Source organism: Shewanella sp. 10N.286.52.B9, assembly GCF_002873635.1.
Classification (GTDB): Bacteria; Pseudomonadota; Gammaproteobacteria; order Enterobacterales; family Shewanellaceae; genus Shewanella.
The window spans coordinates 1-20069 of the sequence record NZ_MCTY01000188.1 but is presented as its reverse complement, the minus strand read 5'-3'; the positions used below and the strand labels follow the sequence as shown (position 1 = coordinate 20069).

At 42.2% G+C, this 20069-nt stretch carries 10 protein-coding genes, 4 tRNA genes and 1 pseudogene; 10 read left to right on the top strand and 5 right to left on the bottom strand.

All coding sequences use genetic code 11. The annotated features are described in order from the left end of the window. The 7 genes from BCU91_RS14020 to BCU91_RS13990 form a co-directional block, all read left to right on the top strand. On the top strand, nt 1–4776 hold a 4776-nt coding region (locus BCU91_RS14020; RefSeq protein ID WP_133126611.1), incomplete at its 5' end, for an Ig-like domain-containing protein. A 90-nt stretch (nt 4777–4866) separates the two neighbouring features. Continuing rightward, entirely contained in the window at nt 4867–7041 is a 2175-nt protein-coding gene (locus tag BCU91_RS14015) for a type I secretion system permease/ATPase (RefSeq protein ID WP_102519698.1), read from the top strand. Further along, complete coding sequence (locus BCU91_RS14010; RefSeq protein ID WP_102439728.1) at nt 7041–8423, top strand: HlyD family type I secretion periplasmic adaptor subunit; 1383 nt, start codon at nt 7041–7043, stop codon at nt 8421–8423. The genes BCU91_RS14015 and BCU91_RS14010 overlap by 1 nt, the downstream gene beginning before the upstream one ends. A gap of 25 nt (nt 8424–8448) precedes the next feature. After that, the gene (locus tag BCU91_RS14005) at nt 8449–9870 is read left to right on the top strand and encodes a TolC family outer membrane protein (RefSeq protein ID WP_102439729.1); all 1422 of its coding nucleotides are present in this window, start codon (nt 8449–8451) and stop codon (nt 9868–9870) included. Further along, on the top strand, nt 9870–10466 hold the full coding sequence (locus tag BCU91_RS14000) for an OmpA family protein (RefSeq protein WP_102439735.1): 597 nt from the start codon (nt 9870–9872) through the stop codon (nt 10464–10466). The genes BCU91_RS14005 and BCU91_RS14000 overlap by 1 nt, the downstream gene beginning before the upstream one ends. A gap of 99 nt (nt 10467–10565) precedes the next feature. Then, complete coding sequence (locus tag BCU91_RS13995) at nt 10566–11204, top strand: transglutaminase-like cysteine peptidase (protein WP_102475774.1); 639 nt, start codon at nt 10566–10568, stop codon at nt 11202–11204. A gap of 5 nt (nt 11205–11209) precedes the next feature. Continuing rightward, the gene (locus BCU91_RS13990; protein WP_102439731.1) at nt 11210–13132 is read left to right on the top strand and encodes an EAL domain-containing protein; all 1923 of its coding nucleotides are present in this window, start codon (nt 11210–11212) and stop codon (nt 13130–13132) included. A gap of 217 nt (nt 13133–13349) precedes the next feature. Here BCU91_RS13990 and BCU91_RS13985 read toward each other — a convergent pair. The 4 genes from BCU91_RS13985 to BCU91_RS13970 form a co-directional block, all read right to left on the bottom strand. Further along, nucleotides 13350–13426, bottom strand: a tRNA-Pro gene (locus tag BCU91_RS13985). Nucleotides 13427–13588: 162 nt separating this feature from the next. Next, a tRNA-Pro gene (locus tag BCU91_RS13980) sits at nt 13589–13665 on the bottom strand. Between the two features lie 43 nt (nt 13666–13708). Continuing rightward, a tRNA-His gene (locus BCU91_RS13975) sits at nt 13709–13784 on the bottom strand. Nucleotides 13785–13824: 40 nt separating this feature from the next. Further along, a tRNA-Arg gene (locus BCU91_RS13970) sits at nt 13825–13901 on the bottom strand. 207 nt (nt 13902–14108) lie between these two features. Here BCU91_RS13970 and BCU91_RS13965 point away from each other — a divergent pair. Next, on the top strand, nt 14109–16781 hold the full coding sequence (locus BCU91_RS13965; RefSeq protein ID WP_102531738.1) for a diguanylate cyclase: 2673 nt from the start codon (nt 14109–14111) through the stop codon (nt 16779–16781). On the opposite strand, the gene rep is transcribed toward BCU91_RS13965, so the two are convergent. Then, complete coding sequence (rep, locus tag BCU91_RS13960) at nt 16771–18783, bottom strand: DNA helicase Rep (RefSeq protein ID WP_102439733.1); 2013 nt, start codon at nt 18781–18783, stop codon at nt 16771–16773. The genes BCU91_RS13965 and rep overlap by 11 nt on opposite strands. A 212-nt stretch (nt 18784–18995) precedes the next feature. Between rep and BCU91_RS13955 the strand changes: the two genes are divergently transcribed. Both BCU91_RS13955 and BCU91_RS13950 read left to right on the top strand, forming a co-directional pair. Then, nucleotides 18996–19247, top strand: coding sequence for an accessory factor UbiK family protein (locus BCU91_RS13955; protein ID WP_076541888.1), 252 nt, complete (start codon nt 18996–18998; stop codon nt 19245–19247). 187 nt (nt 19248–19434) lie between these two features. Further along, nucleotides 19435–20069 (top strand): annotated as a pseudogene (locus tag BCU91_RS13950) (site-specific integrase); the annotation flags it as partial.

The window sequence follows — 20069 nt, the reverse complement described above, 5'->3', positions numbered from 1 at the left end:
GCCAATGACGGCCCTATCGCGGTCGATGATGAAATCAACGTCACAGAAGACACCGCCTTCACCTCAACAATAGAATTAGATGCCAATGATTTAGATGTCGATGGCGATGATCTGACCGTCACCGCGGGCACCTTTACCACGACCCAGGGCGGCACCATTGTTATCGCCGCCGATGGCAGTTACACCTATACACCGCCACTGAACTTTACTGGCGTCGATACCGTCGAATACACCGTCTCTGACGGCAGTCTCAGCGACATCGGCCTGCTCACCATCAATGTGGGCGAAGTGAACGATGCCCCTGTGATTAACAATTATCAAACTCAAATCAATGAATCTGTTGCAAATGGCACTGTGATTTATGATGTTGATGAAGCGACAACATCTAACGACACTGATATCGATGGTGATTCACTGACCTATACCTTTGTTTTATCTAATGGTTCAGAAAGCTTAACCAGTGAGAATAGTGCATTTATCATTGATCAAAATACTGGTGTAATCTCAGTAAATGACACTAACCAGATTAATTCTGAGCAGTCTTCTCAATTTAATTTAACAGTGAAAACCTCTGATGGTAGTTTAAGTGATACTGCAATTGTGACTATCGATTTAAACACTGTTGATGCTGTCGATGATGCTGTAGGGACCACTTTTTCAACCACTGCTGACTCAGCCAACGGTTGGGTTAGCCCTGTAAGCTCAGATGGCGAAGCAGATTTTGTGATTAGCGCCAGAAATGCTGACGGCAGCACCGGAACACTGACTTATAATGATGGCACTAATCAATTAGGTGTGGATGGGTCTCCAAGATCCACAGACCAAATTACAAGTCAGATTGAGTATGATTCTGCATCAGGAACATCAGAAGCGATTGTCATTGATTTCAATGGCCTAGTTAATGAAGCAACCTTTAGTGTTTCTAGAATGTTTGCTGATGAAAATAGTGGTGAGCAAGGTACTTGGTACGCTTATTACAATGGTCAATTGGTCGCAACCGAAACCTTTTCAACAACTAGTGGCACAACCGGCACATTTACAATTAATACTGGCAACCTTGTATTTGACCAGCTGGTATTTGAAGCTGCACCAACTATTAGTGAAGTAAATGGAGGGCCAGATCTCACTGACTCCTCAGACTACTACTTAGACTCTGTCACTGTCACAGGACCTGCACTGGTTGATGCTTATGTTGTTCAAGAGGATCAGATATTAACCATTAGTGATATCACAGAAGGTTTATTTGCTAATGATACTGATGCCCAAGGTCATAGCTTCAGTATTAGTCATGTCAATGGTTCGAGCTACACATATGGACAAGCAATCACGTTAACCAGTGGTGCTATCGTCACTATCAATGCTGATGGTACTTACAGCTATGATGTCAACGGTGCTTTTGATTCGTTAACTGCGGGAGAATTGGATACCGATACTTTCACATACACGATTACCGATCAATATGGTGCCGTAGATACTGCAACCGTTACCATTAATATCGTGGGGATTAATAATAACCCTGTATCAGGTAGCGATTCATTCTCAACGTCAGAAAGTGAGTTACTCACATTTACAACCAATGATTTAGTGAACAATGATACCGATGCTGAAAATGAGACTTTAACCATCAGTGGTTTTGCGCCTGATGCATCTGATACAAGTAAGATTGACGCTACCGAAGCGGGCGCCTCATTCACAACCACATTAGGTGGAACGATTACCATCAATGCTGATGGCACCTACAGCTACCAAGCGCCTAGCTTAGTACATAACTCTGGCGATGTTATTGTCGATACTTTCTATTATCAAGTCACTGATGGCACCGGCAATTCAAGCTGGACAGCGATAGATATCGATGTTGTTGATACAGCGCCTATTGCACTTGATGATGTTGATAGTATTGGTTTTGGTGGCACAGCCTATGGCAATGTCATCACAGGAGCTGGTACTGATGGCAGTGGAACAGATCAACTGGGTGCTGATGCCGCCTCAATTATAAGTTTCAATTTCCAAGGCACGACCTACACCAATTTTGATGCTGATGGCAATATCACTATCGTAACCGACGAGGGTATTTTGATTGCCAACCAAAACGGTAGCTATACCTATGAGTCAACCCAAACCGACTCAATTGTTGAAAGCTTTAGTTTAAGTGATTTAACAAGCGGTAATGGCATTTCACTAACTGGCATCGATAATGTTAACAATTTAGATTTAAACAATTTAGCTGCGTCAGGTAGTAATGTTGGCAGTAATGCCAATAGAGTTGGTGTCAATGATAGCCGCATTGGCGGCTCTGAGGCCTTGGTTATAGATTTAGGCAGCGGCAGCAACTTTACTGAAGCGACGATTGGATTAACCAATGTAGGTAATAATGACGAGGCTACTTGGACCGCTTATGCTGCCGATGGAACTACCATTGTCGCCACCGGAAGTACCACCAGCGATAGTATCAACATCATTAGTAATACAGCATTCCAATTTATCGTTTTAACATCAGCTGATGGCCGTTATGGTTTAAATAATTTATCCGTGTCATCCGCAGGTGACGGCGTCCTCGTCACTGAAGAATTCAGTTACATCCTCGAAGATATTGACGGAGATACCTCTGAAGCGACATTAACGGTAAACCAAGACTCTACTCCAATTGCAACAGCTGACAGTCAAACCGTTTCAGAAGCAGGGCTGGTTCAAGGTACAGAGGAAGGCAGTAATTCTCATATTGCTACGGGTAATTTATTCGACAATGACTCTGGCGTTAGTGCTTCGACTATCATTGCCAGCATTGAAGGCCAGAGCCCATCCGATGGCATCATTACAATCAATACCACTAATGGCACATTAACTGTCTATACCGAAGATGCAGTGGGTATACGTGCAGGTGATTATCAATATGAACTTAATAATACCAACAACACAGGCACTGATTTACTCGAAAACTTTAATTATATTATCGAGAATCGCAGTGGTGTTACCAGTGACGCTAATCTTGAAATAACCATTGTTGATGATATTCCTATTGCTAATGATATAACCCAAAACCTTCAAACAGTTTCAGCACCTGTTACCACCAATTTAACCTTTGTCCTCGATGTATCAGGTAGTATGGGATGGGCTGCAGGTAATGGTAAAACTTACCTTGAAACGGCAGTTGAGTCACTCACTGCATTGATTAAAGAAGTTGATCAAACAGGTAATGTCAATTTACAAATCATTACTTATTCAAGCGGGACCGCAAACTCTGGTTGGTTACTGGATGATATTGATGGCGCGATTAATTACTTAAACAGCTTAGTCGCAGATGGCGGTACTAACTATGCAGCTGCAATTAATACTGTAATGAATAGCGGGGATATACCCACTGGCGCCGATCAAAACTTTGTTTACTTTATCTCTGACGGTGAACCTAACGATGGGCAAGAAGTAGATACGGACCAACAAGCTGAATGGGAAACTTACGTTCAAGATAATTATGATATCTCATTTGGTATCGGTATTGGCAATGCCAGTTTAGATGAGCTGTTGCCTATTGCTCACCCTGAAGTAAATGGTAATGAAGAATATGCCATTGTCGTAGACGATGCAGACGACCTTACCAGTACTATTTTAAATTATTTTGACAATAGCACGGTTGTTGGTGACCTAGGTATCATCACGGGAGATAGCACGACAGGCGTATTAATCGGCGCCGATGGCGGCCGCGTTGATAGCATCACCTTAGGGGGGGCCACCTACAATTATGACCCTGCTAATCCTGAGCAAATCATCACCACAAGTTTTGGTGGCACATTTACCATAGATTTTGAAACAGGCGTATATAACTACTTCATTGATGTTGATGAAAATATTCTCAATCAACAAGAGAATATAGACATTGAAATTCTGGATAATGACGGAGATAGCAATTCACTCTCTTTGGTTATTGAACTTGATTACTATGCCGGACTTGATGCAAACGTAAATAATATCATTACTAATCAGGCTGATGGTTCAACACTCAGTATTGATACTGCCTATCTAACCCATGGAGACTCAACGCCAATTTCTGCGGCTATAACCTCCGTTGACGGTGGCGCGAGCTTATCCAATGGCGTCGTTACTTTAAATGCTGCCAATGATGGCGATAGCTTCAACTATACCCTCGAGGGTAATGGCGCTACTGACAGTGCACAAGTAACAGTTGATTATCAAAACTCAACCACTCTTACAGGCACCCATGAAAACGATATCATCATGGCAAATGCCTCTAATAGCAGCCTAGATGGCGGCGCTGGCGACGATGTACTAATCGGTGGCAGTGGTAACGACTTGCTCATTGGCGGTGAAGGCGATGACCTGTTAATCGGTGGTTTAGGTGATGATTTACTCATTGGCGGCGAAGGTGATGATACTTACACCTGGTCAGCTAATGATATTGGCACCGACACCATTAGTGGTTTTGACATCAACGCTGACAAATTAGATTTGAGTGACTTATTGCAAGGGGAAGATACTGACACCCTAACAGACTTCTTAAGCATCTCTTTTGCTGATGGTAATACCACGATCACCATAGATGCCGATGACAACAATAGTGTTGATCAAGTCATTGTACTCGATGGGGTAGATTTATCTGATAATAGCAATTATGGCACCACTGATGAGGGTGTTGTTATTAGTGGTCTGTTAGCAGATGGGGCGTTAATTATTGACTCTGCTGCAGATGAAAGTGCTGCCGTAGCGAGTAATCAAGCTACAGGCATATTCCAGATACAAAGTGATGAAAATATTATTCCATAAATACAACACTTTGTTGGCGTCACGTTGTATCATAACAGCGCTAACAAGGTAGTTACTTTTATAACAATAATTCTAAAGGATAAGCATTAGGTGCCAGCAACTGCATCAAACAATCAAGAACAGTGGACTATTTCAGCGTCCCAACGGACCACTGTTGATCCATTACTTGATTGCTTAGTCTTAATGACTGAACATTTTGGTTCGCCATGCTCAAGTGACTCACTTGCGGCAGGCTTACCATTAACTGGCGCTAACATCACTCCAGATTTACTACCGCAAGCTGCCTCGCGTGGTGGTTTGTCAGCTAAATTAACCCGTAAAGATCTTAATCAAATATCAGCTATTTTACTGCCTTGTATTTTACTGCTTAAAGATAAAAAAGCCTGCATATTACATAGCCTTGATATCGATGCTGACAAAGCAACCATTCAATTACCCGAAACCGGTGGAGAAGAAGTTCTCACCATTGAAGAACTAGAAACCCTTTATGTGGGTTATCTATTTTTAGTTAAACAAGAGTTTCGTGGCGATAACAGCTTTGATGTTCACATTCACGATAATAGTACTCACTGGTTACTACAAAGCATTAAAGACTCAGCACCCATCTATCGAGATGCCCTGATTGCATCTGTGCTAGTTAACTTATTCGCATTGGTATCACCATTATTCATCATGAATGTATACGATAAAGTGGTACCGAATTTAGCCTTTGAGTCATTATGGGTACTCGCCATTGGCGCAGGGATTGCCTATTTATTTGATCTTATTTTACGTCAGTTACGCAGCTACTTAATTGATGTTGCAGGTAAAAAAGTCGATATCATTGTTTCTTCAAAATTATTTGCCAAAGCAATTGGGATTCCACTATCAAAACGCTCCCCTAGCGTGGGCGGCATGGCAAGGCAATTAAGTGAATTTGACAGTATTCGAGAAATTTTAACCTCTGCAACCATCACCACCTTAGTGGACCTTCCGTTCGCCCTACTGTTTGTCACCATTATTTATATTGTTGCCGGCGACCTAGCGGTTATCCCAGTTCTTGGGGGGATTATCATTATCGGCTTTACGTTCTACATCCAACCAAAACTTAAGGCCGCAATTGAAGAAAGTAACCGCTTTTCAAGCCTCAAGCACGGCCATTTGATTGAAAGCTTAACGGCATTAGAGTCCATTAAAGCTAATGGCGCAGAAGGCCTAGTACAAAAAAGTTGGCAGCAGATGATAGGCCACACCGCTAACTGGCAGCTTAAATCTAAAAAACTCACTAATGCCGTCAGTAATGTGGCTAACTTTATTGTGCAGCTTACCGTCGTCTGCGTGGTGATCCTTGGGGTGTATCGGGTGGCTGATAATGCTATCTCAATGGGCGGCATTATCGCAGCGGTGATGCTTTCAAGCCGCGCAATCTCACCGATGGCGCAACTTGCAGGGCTAATTACTCGAGGCAACCAAACAGCAAGCTCGCTACGCCAACTTGACGAGGTAATGAACCAAGAAGAAGAGTTTGAAAACAAAGGCCATTTGGTTAGCAAACAGCGCTTACAAGGTAAAATTGATGCTGACAACATCGCTTTCAGCTTTCCTGAAGCCGAAAGACCTGTGCTACATCCGCTTTCCGTCCACATAAAACCCGGTGAGCGTATTGCTATTATCGGCCGTAATGGCTCAGGCAAAAGTACCTTAGCAAAACTGTTAGTTGGCTTGTATAAACCCACTCAAGGCAGCCTGCGTTACGATGGCTTAGATGCGGGTCAAATTCACCCCAGTGATTTACGTAAAAATTTCGGCTATTTGCCCCAAGATGTGACCCTTTTTCATGGTTCTATTAAAGATAATATTCTTTTTGGCACCCGTCAGGTGACAGAGCATCAACTTATTCGTGCAGTGCAGCTTTCTGGGGTCAGTATGTTTACTAACCTTGAGTCTGAAGGTTTAGATCAGCAAGTAGGTGAAGGCGGCTTGTCATTAAGCCGAGGGCAACGTCAAACCGTTGCATTAGCAAGAGCAACCTTAAATGACCCGCCCATCTTATTAATGGATGAACCAACAGCCAGTTTAGATGCTCGCGCTGAAAAACAGTTTATTCGCTCAATGGAGCATGTCAGTAAAGACCGCACTTTATTACTGATCACCCATAAGATGCACTTATTACGTTTAGTTGATCGCATTATCGTACTTGATAAGGGCCATATTGTTGCCGATGGCCCCAAAGATCGCGTGCTTGAAAAACTCAATAATGGCTTACTTGCAGGAGGGCGCAGTTAATGACTAACAAGCTCTCTAACCATGATTTAGACATGGTCGATGATGTTTATGGTGCCATGATGACCGAGTCACCACGTGGTCATCACCTAATCATTTGGTCAATTGCGGCCATGTTTATCTGCTTCTTTATTTGGGCCTATTTTTCTGAATTAGATCAGGTAACTTCAGGAATGGGCAAAGTTATCCCCTCTTCCCAAGTGCAACTCATTGATAGTTTGGATGGTGGCGTACTACAAGAAATCTATGTCCAAGAAGGCATGATAGTCACCAAAGGTCAGCCATTAGTCAAAATTGATGACATTCGCTTCCGCTCAGATTTCGCTCAACAAGAACAAGAGGTTTATAGCTTACAAACTAATGTGATCCGCCTGCGAACCGAGCTAGATAGTATTGTTATTTCTGACATGTCTTCAAACTGGCGCGAGCAAGTTAAAATCACGAAGCAGCCATTAGTTTTTCCTGATGAGATTATCAATGATGAGCCTAACTTAGTTAAAAACCAACAAGCTGAATACAGCGGCCGTTTAGATAATCTCAGCAATCAGTTAGAAATTTTGGTGCGCCAAATTCAGCAGCGCCAACAAGAAACTGAAGAGTTAAGCTCTAAAATTATCACCCTAACCAAAAGCTATCAGCTGATTTCACGGGAATTAGAACTCACTAAACCCCTAGCACAAAAAGGTATCGTTCCAGAAGTTGAGCTATTAAAACTTGAACGTACTGTTAATGACATTCAAGGCGAGCTTAAAACCTTACGTCTACTGCGGCCTAAATTAAAAGCCACTATGGATGAAGCTATCCTTAAACGCCGTGAGGCGGTATTTGTTTACGCTGCTGATTTACGCGCCCAATTAAATGAAATGCAAACTAAGCTATCTAGGATGAACCAAGCGCAAATAGGCGCGTTCGATAAGATCAGCAAAGCCATTATTACCTCACCCGTTAACGGCACCATTAAAACCTTACACATGAATACCTTAGGGGGTGTGGTACAACCAGGTGAAGAGATTATTGAAATTGTGCCATCAGAAGATCAGCTACTGATTGAGACTAAGATAACCCCACAAGATATTGCATTTTTACACCCAGGATTACCCGCAATCGTCAAAGTGACCGCTTATGACTTTACCCGCTACGGCGGCCTCAAAGGCACCGTAGAGCACATTAGTGCCGATACCAGTTTAGATGAAGAAGGCAACAGCTTTTATACCATCCGAGTACGAACCAAAGAATCAAATTTGATAAAAAAAGATGGCACACAGATGCCAATTATTCCGGGAATGCTTACCTCAGTAGACGTAATAACCGGACAAAGAACAATCCTTGAGTATATTTTAAACCCTATTTTAAGGGCTAAAGAAACTGCACTTCGAGAGAATTAAACAAAAAACCTGGAGGGTTTTTTACATGAAATTGAATATAACCCAGTGTCGTAAGTTAAGTATTTTGGCATTGGCAATGTCTGCATTTTTTGCAGTGCCTACTCTAAACGCGCAATCGTTAGAACAAGCTGTCGCCCATACTTTGGATACTAATCCAGAGTTGCGTATTGCCTTTAATCGCTTTAAAGCCCGTGAGGAGCAAGTTAATCAAGCTGTGGCAGGTTATATGCCAACAGTTGATTTAACCGGCGCCTATGGTTGGGAGCAAACGGACAGCCCCTCAACCCGACGTAAAAGCCAGCCTGGTAACGATAATTTAGATGATGGCGTTATGGAGCTCGAACGTGGTGAAGCAGGTTTTAGCATCAAACAGATGTTATTTGACGGCTTCTATACCAGCAGTGAAGTTGATCGCTACTCATTTGAAGCCAGTGCTGAACAGTGGGCATTATTTGCCGCTGCTGAAGATATCGCTTTAGAAGTAAGTAAGGTTTACACCAATTACATTAAAGCTGAGCAGCTATTAGTGTTATCGGAAAAAAACCTCCGAAGTCATGAAGAAATATACGACCAAATTAAGCAGCGCACCGAATCAGGCTTAGGCTCCATTGCTGATTTATCGCAAATATCAGGTCGATTAGCTCGTGCTAACGCTAATGTTATGGCAGCTAAAAATAACCTATTAGATGCGAAAGCACAGTATATTCGTATTGTCGAAAAAGAACCTGATAACTTAGTTGCACCAGTGCCAGATATGGATTTGATGCCTGATAATATCGCTGAAAGCGTGCTGATGGCCCAAGAAAATCATCCGATCCTTAAATCTGCCAATAGCGATATTAACGCCGCAGATAAAGAACGAAAATCAGCGCAGTCAAATTACTATCCAAAGTTCTCATTAGAATTAAATGGTAATTGGAATAATGATGTAGATGGTGAAGATGGTTACGGCACTGGCAGTGCTCTCAACCCTAATGTCGGCGGCCATAATAACGATTTAGTCGGCATGGTACGAGTTAAATACAACCTTTTCTCAGGTGGTAAAGATCTCGCACGGGAAAAGGAAGCTGCTTACAAAATCAATGAGGCCAAAGAAATTCGTCAACGGGCACATCGCCAAGTTATTGAAGGGGTGCATTTATCTTGGAATGCTTATGAGATGCTAGCACCGCAAAAACGCTATATTCGCGACCATGTGATTGCCTCTAAAGATACCCAAGTAGCTTATTCTCAACAGTTTAATTTAGGCCAACGTAGCTTGCTGGATTTACTCGATACTGAAAATGAGCTGTTTCAAGCCCGTAAAGATTACCTGCAAACTGAGTTTGACGAAACGGCGGCAAAATATCGGCTGCTAAATGCAACGGGTAGATTGCTTGACTCGTTGCGGGTCACACGTCCAGATATTTGGCAAGGTGAACGTGATTATGAAGGTGGAGTAAGATGATGAAATATTTGTTTTTGCTACTTGTAATAAGCTTAGCGACTGGCTGTTCGATGCGAGACATTGTCACTATGGATACGGCCACGCAACAAGAGTTTGATCTTAATGATAATGATAATGACGGTGTGATTATGGCCCGTGAGCGCTGCTTAGAAACGGTCATTGGTGCTGATATCGACAATTATGGCTGCGCCACCGTAAGCAAAATTAATGAGCGCCAGGAGTTACACATTCTGTTTGAAAATGACTCAGCAGACATTAACCCACGCTTTTATCAGCAAATTGAACAAATTGCGCAATTAATGAAGCTGTACCCTAGCACCAATGTCACCATTGAAGGCCATTGCAGTAAAACCGGTAGCTATGAGCATAATCTACACTTATCTCAAGCCAGAGCACAAAACGTTACCCAAATATTAGCTGACACTTTTGCTATTAATCCGTCAAGGCTCAATGCCATTGGCTATAGCTACGATAGACCTATTGATGAATCTGACTCAGCCGAGGCTAACGAGGCTAACCGCCGGGTTATTGCTGAAGTGACTGGCGATGATTCAAAAACAGATATGAAGTGGCACATTTATACTGTTGATCAGTAAAAATTGTCATTGAGGTGCTAACAGTTGCCTGATAATGGCCGTTCGAGGTTAGAACGTATAAAACAATGTTGTCATTATTCACTGCTAGCATCTGCTTTGATGGTATCGGGGCTTTTTGCCGCGCCACCAGCGCAAATTGATGCAAAAAAAACCATTAATGCTTTAACTGAGCATTACGGTGAAAGAGCTGGAAAACGCGCCACAGCTTGGTTCAAAATCATCAATGAAGCACCGCAACTTGATGAGCTTGCCAGACTAGAAAAGGTTAACCGTTTCTTTAACTTATTTAAGTTTGTTGACGATAAAGCCTTATGGGGCGAGTCTAATTATTGGGCTTCTCCGATGGAGTTTATTGGGGTCAATGCTGGTGATTGCGAAGATTTTTCTATCGCTAAATACTTTACCTTACTCCAAGTTGGTATACCTGAAGATAAACTCAGAATTACCATGGTAAAAGCCAAAACAGTAAACCAGTACCACATGGTGCTAGCTTACTATGAAACACCAGGCGCGGTACCACTGGTTTTAGACAATCTAGACCCGATAATAAAACCCGCGACAATGAGAAATGATTTAATACCTGTTTATAGTTTTAATGGTAAACAGTTATGGCTCAACAAAGAAAAAGGCCGAGGTGTGCTTGCTGGCTCCTCGTCACGTCTTGAAAAATGGAATGATTTAAAACTTAGATTGGGTATCGACCGCTTGCGTCAACCCAAACAAAAAATGGAGCAGTGACCAAGATGACCCTCTTTCGTCAAATCTATGCGTTACTTTTTGGTTTATTTTTACTGGTGGTGATCAGCTTAGGTTACGTGCAGTTTACTGAGACCCAAAGTTTCTTGAGTAAGCAGATGGAATCAGATTTAAATAATGCCAGTCATTCCCTTGGTATTATGCTCGTCCCTGCCCTTGAAAATGGTGATGATGTTGGCGCAGAAACCCTAGTCAATGTGATATTTGAAGGCGGTTATTACCAGCAAATTAAACTCACTTGGCTGGTTGATGGTAAGCAACAAGTGTGGAATAACGCCATCAGAATCGACGGTGTACCGCAGTGGTTTATTGACCTTGAGCTATTTAAAAGCATCACCAAAGAGACTGTCTTAACCTCAGGCTGGCTGCAATTAGCTAAAATAGAAATTACCGCTCACCCTGGGTTTGGCTACCATGAACTGTGGCGGATTATTTCTAATACCATTATCATTTTTTCCATTCTATTTTTATTGGCTATCGTCTGCGCTCGCTTTGGCTTAGGCTTTATTTTAAAACCGTTACACGACCTTTCAATTCATGCAAAAAAAGTGGCTAATCAGCAGTTTGGACCTGATATGCCAATGCCTAAAACTAAAGAGCTGCAAGAGTTAGTAAGTGCATTTAATAGCATGTCGGCACAACTTAAACAGGTATTTAACTCACTGGATGAAGAAGTCTCAGCCCTACGTAAGAAAAACCTCGTCGACCAGGTTTCAGGGCTGCCAAATCGACAATATATGGTCAGTCGAATTAATGGCTGGTTAGCAGAGCCTAGCAGTGGAGCAATATTCTTAGCCAAATTTGACTGGTTAGAAACAGTGCACAGTAAATATGGTTATCAAGTACGTGATGAAACCATTAAATTGCTGTCACAAAAGCTGCAGCACCATTTAGATGAGGTAGCACCTTCTGTTATTGGCCGTATTGCCGCCTATGAATTTGCTTTTTTGATCGCCGATGTTGAACATGAACAGCTAACTAAATACTTACAAACCTTACTCAGAACCCTTAATAAGGAAATATCAAAAGCAGGTTGTAAGCCCAACGAAGGCTTTGCGATTGGTGTTGCAGAGCGCATTGGTCAAATGACCGTCAGTGATATTTTAGCCCAAGCTGACAATGCACTGCAGCAGTCACTAAAAGACAATAAAGTGTTTCATTGGTTTGAAACCGACGAACAACAATTATTTAGCCGTGAGCAATGGCGCACTAATCTCACCGATGCGATTCGAAATAAAAAATTCCAGTTCAGATGGCAGCCTATTTTGCTCAATCGCAAAAAAGAGGTATGCCAGCGGGAAGTTTACTGCCAACTTACCGTCGACGACAAATTGCAACACGCAGGTCAATTTATGCCTTATGTTGAGTTATTGTCATTAGGCACCTTGCTGGATCAATGTTTAATTGAAACTGTGGTAGAAAACCGACTTTTAGAGCGAAATTATGAGCCACTCGCTATTAACCTCACCTTTCAAAGTATTAGTGATATTCATTTTCACACTTGGTTGCAGCAGTTTTTACGTCATTGCAATTTCCCTGAAAGGATCTGTTTTGATATACCTGAAGCCAGTGTTTATAGTGATTTAGAAAACTGTGAAAAGTTATGCCATATTATTCGTGATAACGGGGCAACATTTGGTATTGATCATTTCGGCCGTCAATTTGGTTCAATGGCCTATTTACAAAGCCTGCGCCCAAGTTATGTCAAACTGGATCAATCCTTTGCCTATATGGAAGATGACCAACACAATATTGAGCTATGTAGAGCCTTATCGAATGTGGCCAAAGGCTTAGATATTCAAGTCATAGTCACCGGAATACAGCAGCAAACACAGTTAGAACGTTTTGCCTCCATGCGACTTGATGCTTACCAAGGCTTTATTTCACCACCGGTTTCCATCAACATTTAATTTATCAGCCAATAAGGTAATTCATACCCAAAAAACCACATGCAAATGTGGTTTTTTATTATCTGTAACCTGCATTAATGTATAACAAACCCAGCGATACTAACTAAACGTACCAACCATTGAGGTAACAAGGGAGTAGCTAAAAGGGATGATGCTGCACAAGGTGTTTATTTGAAATACAAAAAAGCCACTCATTGAGTGGCTTTTTTGTTAAATGTGGTCGGTGATAGAGGATTCGAACCTCTGACCCTCTCGTCCCAAACGAGATGCGCTACCGGGCTGCGCTAATCACCGAAATTTTTACTGATATTCTAAGTCTTATAAGGTCAACCCTTTGCTTCACTCTAAAAGAGTGAGTGACGCGTTATCAACAACGCTATTCACTGAATGTAACTTTTTATACGGTAGGCCAATCTGATAGGATCAAAATAAATCACTAATTGGAATACTAAAATTTGGTCGGTGATAGAGGATTCGAACCTCTGACCCTCTCGTCCCAAACGAGATGCGCTACCGGGCTGCGCTAATCACCGAAGATGTTGCAATTACGACACTTCTAAAAGAAGTTAAATTGAATGGGGTGACTGATGGGGCTCGAACCCACGACAACCGGAATCACAATCCGGGGCTCTACCAACTGAGCTACAATCACCACTGACCTTTCAATTTTGCTAACAAGCTACTGTACCGAATGGTGCGCCCAGAAGGATTCGAACCTTCGGCCTTACCCTCCGGAGGGGTACGCTCTATCCAGCTGAGCTATGGGCGCTCGCCTTGGTTAGCGACGCACATAATAGGGATAAATCAGCTTCACGTCTACCTTTGTTTTTAATTTTTTTTCTGTTTGCTCATGTTTTGACTGAATTGGGATATTTTTGAGCATTTTTAATTATAAACTCATGTTGGTTCACATTATTGGTTAAGTTTCATATACTGAAACGTCAGTAAAAAGTCTTAAAGGAATTAAGGGCGTGCTATGGAAAAGGGAACCTTCCCCATATTTAGTTCAGATAATGTTGAGCACCTCAAAAGAAGAGTGTCACGACTAAGGCGTTTGCTAAGCAAATACAAACGTGCTGAAGTAATCCAAAATGCATTACTGGAAATTTCCAACATTGCCACTAACGCCATCTCCCTTGATGCTTTTTATCATGGCGTTCACTCTCACCTGCAAAAACTTATCCACGCTGACAACTTCTTTATTGCTGAACTCGATACCGACAGCAGTATTATTAGCTTGCCTTTTTTTGCCGATGAAAAAGATCCCCATCCAAGTGAGCTTTATCCCGATGAAGAAATATCAGCGCTGCTCAAACGGGGGATTACTGGCTACGTACTGAGAACTGGCGAGCCATTATTGTGTGATGATCACGGTTTTGAGTCACTGGTAAAAGCAGGCGAAATAGATGACTTAGGTTCAGCCTGCCTGCAATGGTTAGGGGTACCAATTAAGCATAATGATAAGGTCACTGGCGTATTAGTTGTTCAAAGCTACAGTGATGACATCATATATGGTGAATTAGAATTAGAATTAATGGGCTTTATTTGCCACCATATCTCTGGGGTAATGGAACGTTTGCGTCATAATGAAGAGCTCGAAATTGCCATTGTGCAGCGAACTAAAGAGCTCAGTGATGCCTACGAAAAAGTAAAACAAGAGGTACAAGAGCGCGTAAAAGCTGAAAAGTTGCAATCAGCACTGTTTCAAATTGCAGATCTGTCGACCTCTGATGTTAGCCAATCTGTATTCTATCCACAGATCCACAAAATCATCAGCCAACTTATTCCTGCAGAAAATTGTTTTATCTCTTTAGTTAATAAAGCAAGCAATACGCTTTCTTTCCCCTTTTATGTCTCTAAGATGGCTTCAGAGCCGCCTAAGCCTCGTCCAATGCAAGATGGGCTAACAGAATATATTCTTAAGCATAAAAAGCCGCTACTGCTGCGCCAGCAAGATATTCAAGCATTAATTAAAGCCGGTGACATCTACGGCCATAATCCAGACTTAAACCACACTCACGCAATGGTGCAATGGATTGGTATTCCATTATTCATCCACGGTGAAGTCACCGGTGGGTTAACGATATACAGCTTAAGCGATAACGACTCTTTTGCGGTTAAAGATCTTGAGTTACTGACCTTTGTGTCACAACACATTGCCAATGCCATAGAAAAGAAATTAGCCGCAGAGCAGCTAAAAAGAAGTCATGAATTATTAGAAGACAAAGTCCAAAAGCGCACCCATGCTATCGCTGAAATGAATGACAATTTGCAGCGACAAATTATGCAGCGTAAAAAGATCGAAGCCCAATTAGTCTTTGATGCCAAACATGATAATTTAACCGGCTTACCCAATCGTAGCTTCTTTATGGAGCGCTTATCCCAAACCATTAAACATCTTAGGCGTAATAAAAATGAACAATGTGCATTATTGTTTATCGACTTAGATGGCTTTAAACAAATTAACGATACTTTAGGTCATTTAGAAGGGGATCGATTTTTAATTGAAACCTCAAAAAGATTAAAAGCGTGTATCCGTGATAACGATACCCTTGCACGTTTAGGCGGTGATGAATTTGTGATACTGCTAGACTCAATTCATCGTAAACAAGATGCTGAAGATGTCAGTGAACGCATACTTAAAGCCATCGCTCAGCCGTTTACATTAACCAGCCAACAGGTAATCTCCGGCGCTAGTATTGGCGTGGCTTATAGCGCAAAGAACACCTCCTATGACAGCGAGTCTATTTTACGTCATGCTGACACTGCTATGTATCAGGCAAAAGCCAAAGGTAAAGGTTGTTATGTGGTGTTTGATCAGCACATTGAGCAACACTTTAATCAAAGAGTGGAATTAGAGCAGGACTTCCAGCAGGCATTAGAAAATCACCATATAAATGTTAATTTAATCCCCGTGGTCGATTTTGATGGCCTGAGCATTTTGGCTTATGAGCCCATAGCCTCTTGGCAACACACTACACATGGTAGTATCAGTCACCAACAACTGCAGTCATTGGCGAGTAAAACCCAAACTATCACCATTTTTGATGACTATATATTTAAATATATCGATAGTGGCTATAAGGCGTTAACTGACACCCTGGGCCACGCGCCACAAATTCACATGTCACTATCAAGCAAGCATATTAAGTTGAAATACGACTTACGAAGCTTAAAAAACACCATCAAAAATAGCCAAATCAGTCCAAGCCATTTATGGGTATTTTTCCATGAAAAAGCCTTCGTTAAAGACCGAAAAAACCATATCACGGCCTTTGATACTTTAACTGAGCTTGAGGTTAATATCGGCATTAATGGTTATGGCACAGGTTATAGCTCGTTAAGCAGCCTCAGCTTCTTGCCAATAAAAGCCCTTAAACTCGATGCTGACGCGAGCCAACACTTACTGAATAGCAAACAATTGCAATTGGCTAAAGCATATTGCCTCATTGCATCGACCTTGGGGTTTGAAATGTTTGCTGATGGAGTTAATACTGACGAACAACTCACAGCGTTACGACAGCTGGGGTACTACCAAGGTCAAGGGCGCTTATTCTCTGCTAACGACATCTGTATAAAAACGCAGTTAGAGAAAATAGCTGACACCCAACAAGGTGCGGAGTGTCAGTTAGCTAAGCTTACTTCTTAAACATATCTCGCAAGTTAGCGATATTGCTTTTACCGGTTTGCAGCCTTTCTTGCTCAGTTTGCTTTGGTTTACGGTTTTCCCAAATCAAGTCATCTTGAGGCAGTTCCATCAAAAAACGGCTTGGCTCACAGCGCATGGTTTCACCAAACTGGCGCCGTTCACGACACATAGTAAACCATAATTCTTTCTGTGCTCGGGTGATCCCCACATAAGCGAGTCGGCGCTCTTCATCGACATTGTCTTCATCAATACTCGACTGATGCGGCAAGATGCGCTCTTCGGTGCCCACCATAAACACATAAGGGTATTCGAGGCCTTTCGATGCATGTAGGGTCATCAGCTGTACTTGATCGCCGCCTTCATCCTCTTGGTTACGTTCCATCATGTCACGCAAGGTCAAACGGGTAACGACTTCAGGTAAGGTCATTGGTTCGTCCAAATCATCACCTTCAAGCATTTGAGTCACCCATTTATACAGCTCTGAAATATTCTTCATCCGCATTTCAGCTGCTTTAGCGCTGGTGCTGGTTTCATACAAATAATCTTCGTAGTTAATTTTACGAATAAGCTGCTTAATGGCGTCTACCGGTTCGCCGCGGCTAGCCACTTCGCCGGTATCGACTATGAATTTACCAAACTGATATAACGACCCCATTGCCGCTGGCGACAGATGATGGTTTAGCTCAGCTTGAAAAATCGCTTCAAATAACGAGATGTGCTTTTCATTGGCATAACTGCCTAAACGCTCCAGTGTTGCAGGGCCAATACCACGTTTAGGAAGGTTAACAACCCTTAGGAAGGCATTATCATCATCTGGATTCACCACCAAGCGCAGGTAAGCCATAATGTCTTTAATTTCTGCGCGTGCAAAAAACGAAGTGCCACCTGAAAGCTTATAAGGAATGCGGTTAGTCATTAATGCACGTTCTAATAACCGCGATTGATGGTTACCCCGATACAAGATGGCATAATCACCAAACTGAGTACGGCCAACGAATTTGTGACGAATAATCTCCGCTACCACCCGCTCTGCTTCTTGCTCTTCATTGGCAGCAAATAGCACCCTAAGCGGCTCACCATAGGCTAGCTCACTGAATAAGGTTTTTTCATACACATGGGGGTTATTAGCAATTAAGATATTGGCCGCACGTAAAATACGTTGGCTAGAGCGATAATTTTGCTCTAGCTTAATCAAGCGCAGTTGCGGAAAATCTTTCCCTAGTAACACCAAATTTTGCGGTTTAGCACCACGCCATGAATAAATCGATTGATCGTCATCACCTACCACGGTAAATCGCGCACGCTCGCCAACTAACAGCTTCACCAGCTCATATTGGCTAGTATTAGTATCTTGATACTCATCCACCAGCAAGTATTGAATACGGGTCTGCCAGCGGGTTCTTACTTCTTCATTATGACGCAACAATAACGTCGGCAATAAAATCAGATCGTCAAAATCCAGCGCATTGTAGGCTTTCATTTGCTGGGCATAGCGCTGATAAAGCTTGGCAAATAATTGAGTTTGTTCGTCACCGCCACGTTTGAGCGCTTGATCAGGTACGACTAAATCACCTTTCCAGTTTGAAATGGCGCTAGCAAGCGCTTTGATGAGGTCTTTATCTTCTTCAAGCTCATCTTCTGTGAGCTCTTTTAATAATGCAAAGGTGTCTTGGTCGTCAAACAGTGAGAAGCCAGCTTTTAAGCCCACCACTTTATATTCACGTTTAAGAATTTCTAAGCCTAAGGTATGGAAGGTTGAAATCCACAAACCGCGAGCTTCTTTACGCCCCATTGACTGCGAGACACGCTCTTTCATCTCACGGGCGGCTTTATTGGTAAAGGTCACGGCAGCAATATTGCGCGCCTTGTAGCCACACTTTTCAACTAAGTATGCAATTTTGTTAATAATTACCCGAGTTTTACCACTACCCGCCCCCGCTAAAACCAAGCAAGGTCCAGAAACATAGTGAACGGCATCATTTTGCCCAGGATTTAACTTCATGCTAACTAGATCACCAATAACGAAAATAAAAGGATCGTGATCATACCAGAAACCGCCAAGCTGCAATTAAAAATATCGATCGTTATGGTATTTTCGATCGTAATACTAAAAGTGACAAATGAAGGAGCAAACAATGGTGATTGCTTTGGAAAACGCCTCCGCCTCAGGTACAATCGAGCTAACAAACAGCTAATTTTAATATGGAATTGATAATGATTAATCCTAAAAAACTTGAAGAAGTTGCCAAGCAACTGAGTGATAATCTTCCTAGTGGCGTAAAGCAATTTGCCGGTGAATTTGAAGAACGTTCAAAGCAAATTCTACAAAACCAATTAATGAAATTAGATGTGGTCTCTCGCGAAGAGTTTGAAGTTCAGCAACACGTGTTATTAAAAACCCGTGAAAAGCTTGAAGCACTGCAAGCCCAAGTGGATGAATTAGAGAAAAAGTTCTCAGCTGAGTAGAAAATCGCTGGTATTTTCAGCCATCACCATGGCTAAAAAGCAATAAAAATGGCATCCAATTGTTATATATAGTAACTTTAAAGGTGTACAATGTGTATTAAGGCAGAAAATCTGCCTTTTTATTGCATAGCTAGTATTATAGGTATATAGTTAATAGTGTGTACTATGTGTATAGGGAAAGCATAATTTGTCATCAGTAAAAGTTAGAGCAACGATTGTCGAGGACAATACGGGCATCAAAAGCCAACTGCCTATCTTGCTAACTGAGCAAGGAGAGTTAAGTACGGTCACAGACTACCTACTCAAGCTAGAGGCAGACGGTGTGAGCAACTCTGTTATGAATGGCTTTCTTCAAGCCGTGTCTTTGTTGTTGGATTACATGGAGGCAAATAGAGGGTTGTTCGAAGATCCAAAGTTGCTTTTTCAGACCTTTTCTAAGCGCTTATATACTGGAACGATTGGTGAGGATGGGATCGACCCGTCTGGTTTGTACTGGGTGCCAAGTTCAACCAGTAACGTAAATAAGCATATTCATCGACTGACGGCATTCACAGATTGGTTGGCAGACAAACAAGGCACTGCGTCGATGAACCCTTTGCGCGATGCTACCCCTCATGAGCAGCGACTTAATTACGCTGCATGGCATCGCAAAAACCAGAATGACTTTCTGGGTCATATCGAAGATAAGACCGTCAATAAAACCATCCGTAAGGCTCGAACTCTTAAGGGGCGCGCACCGCTCACTAAAACCGTGGATGATGCTATCGCCTTTCCTGAAAAGCATTGGGAAGATTTTTATATGAATGGCATCGGTGGCGCGAG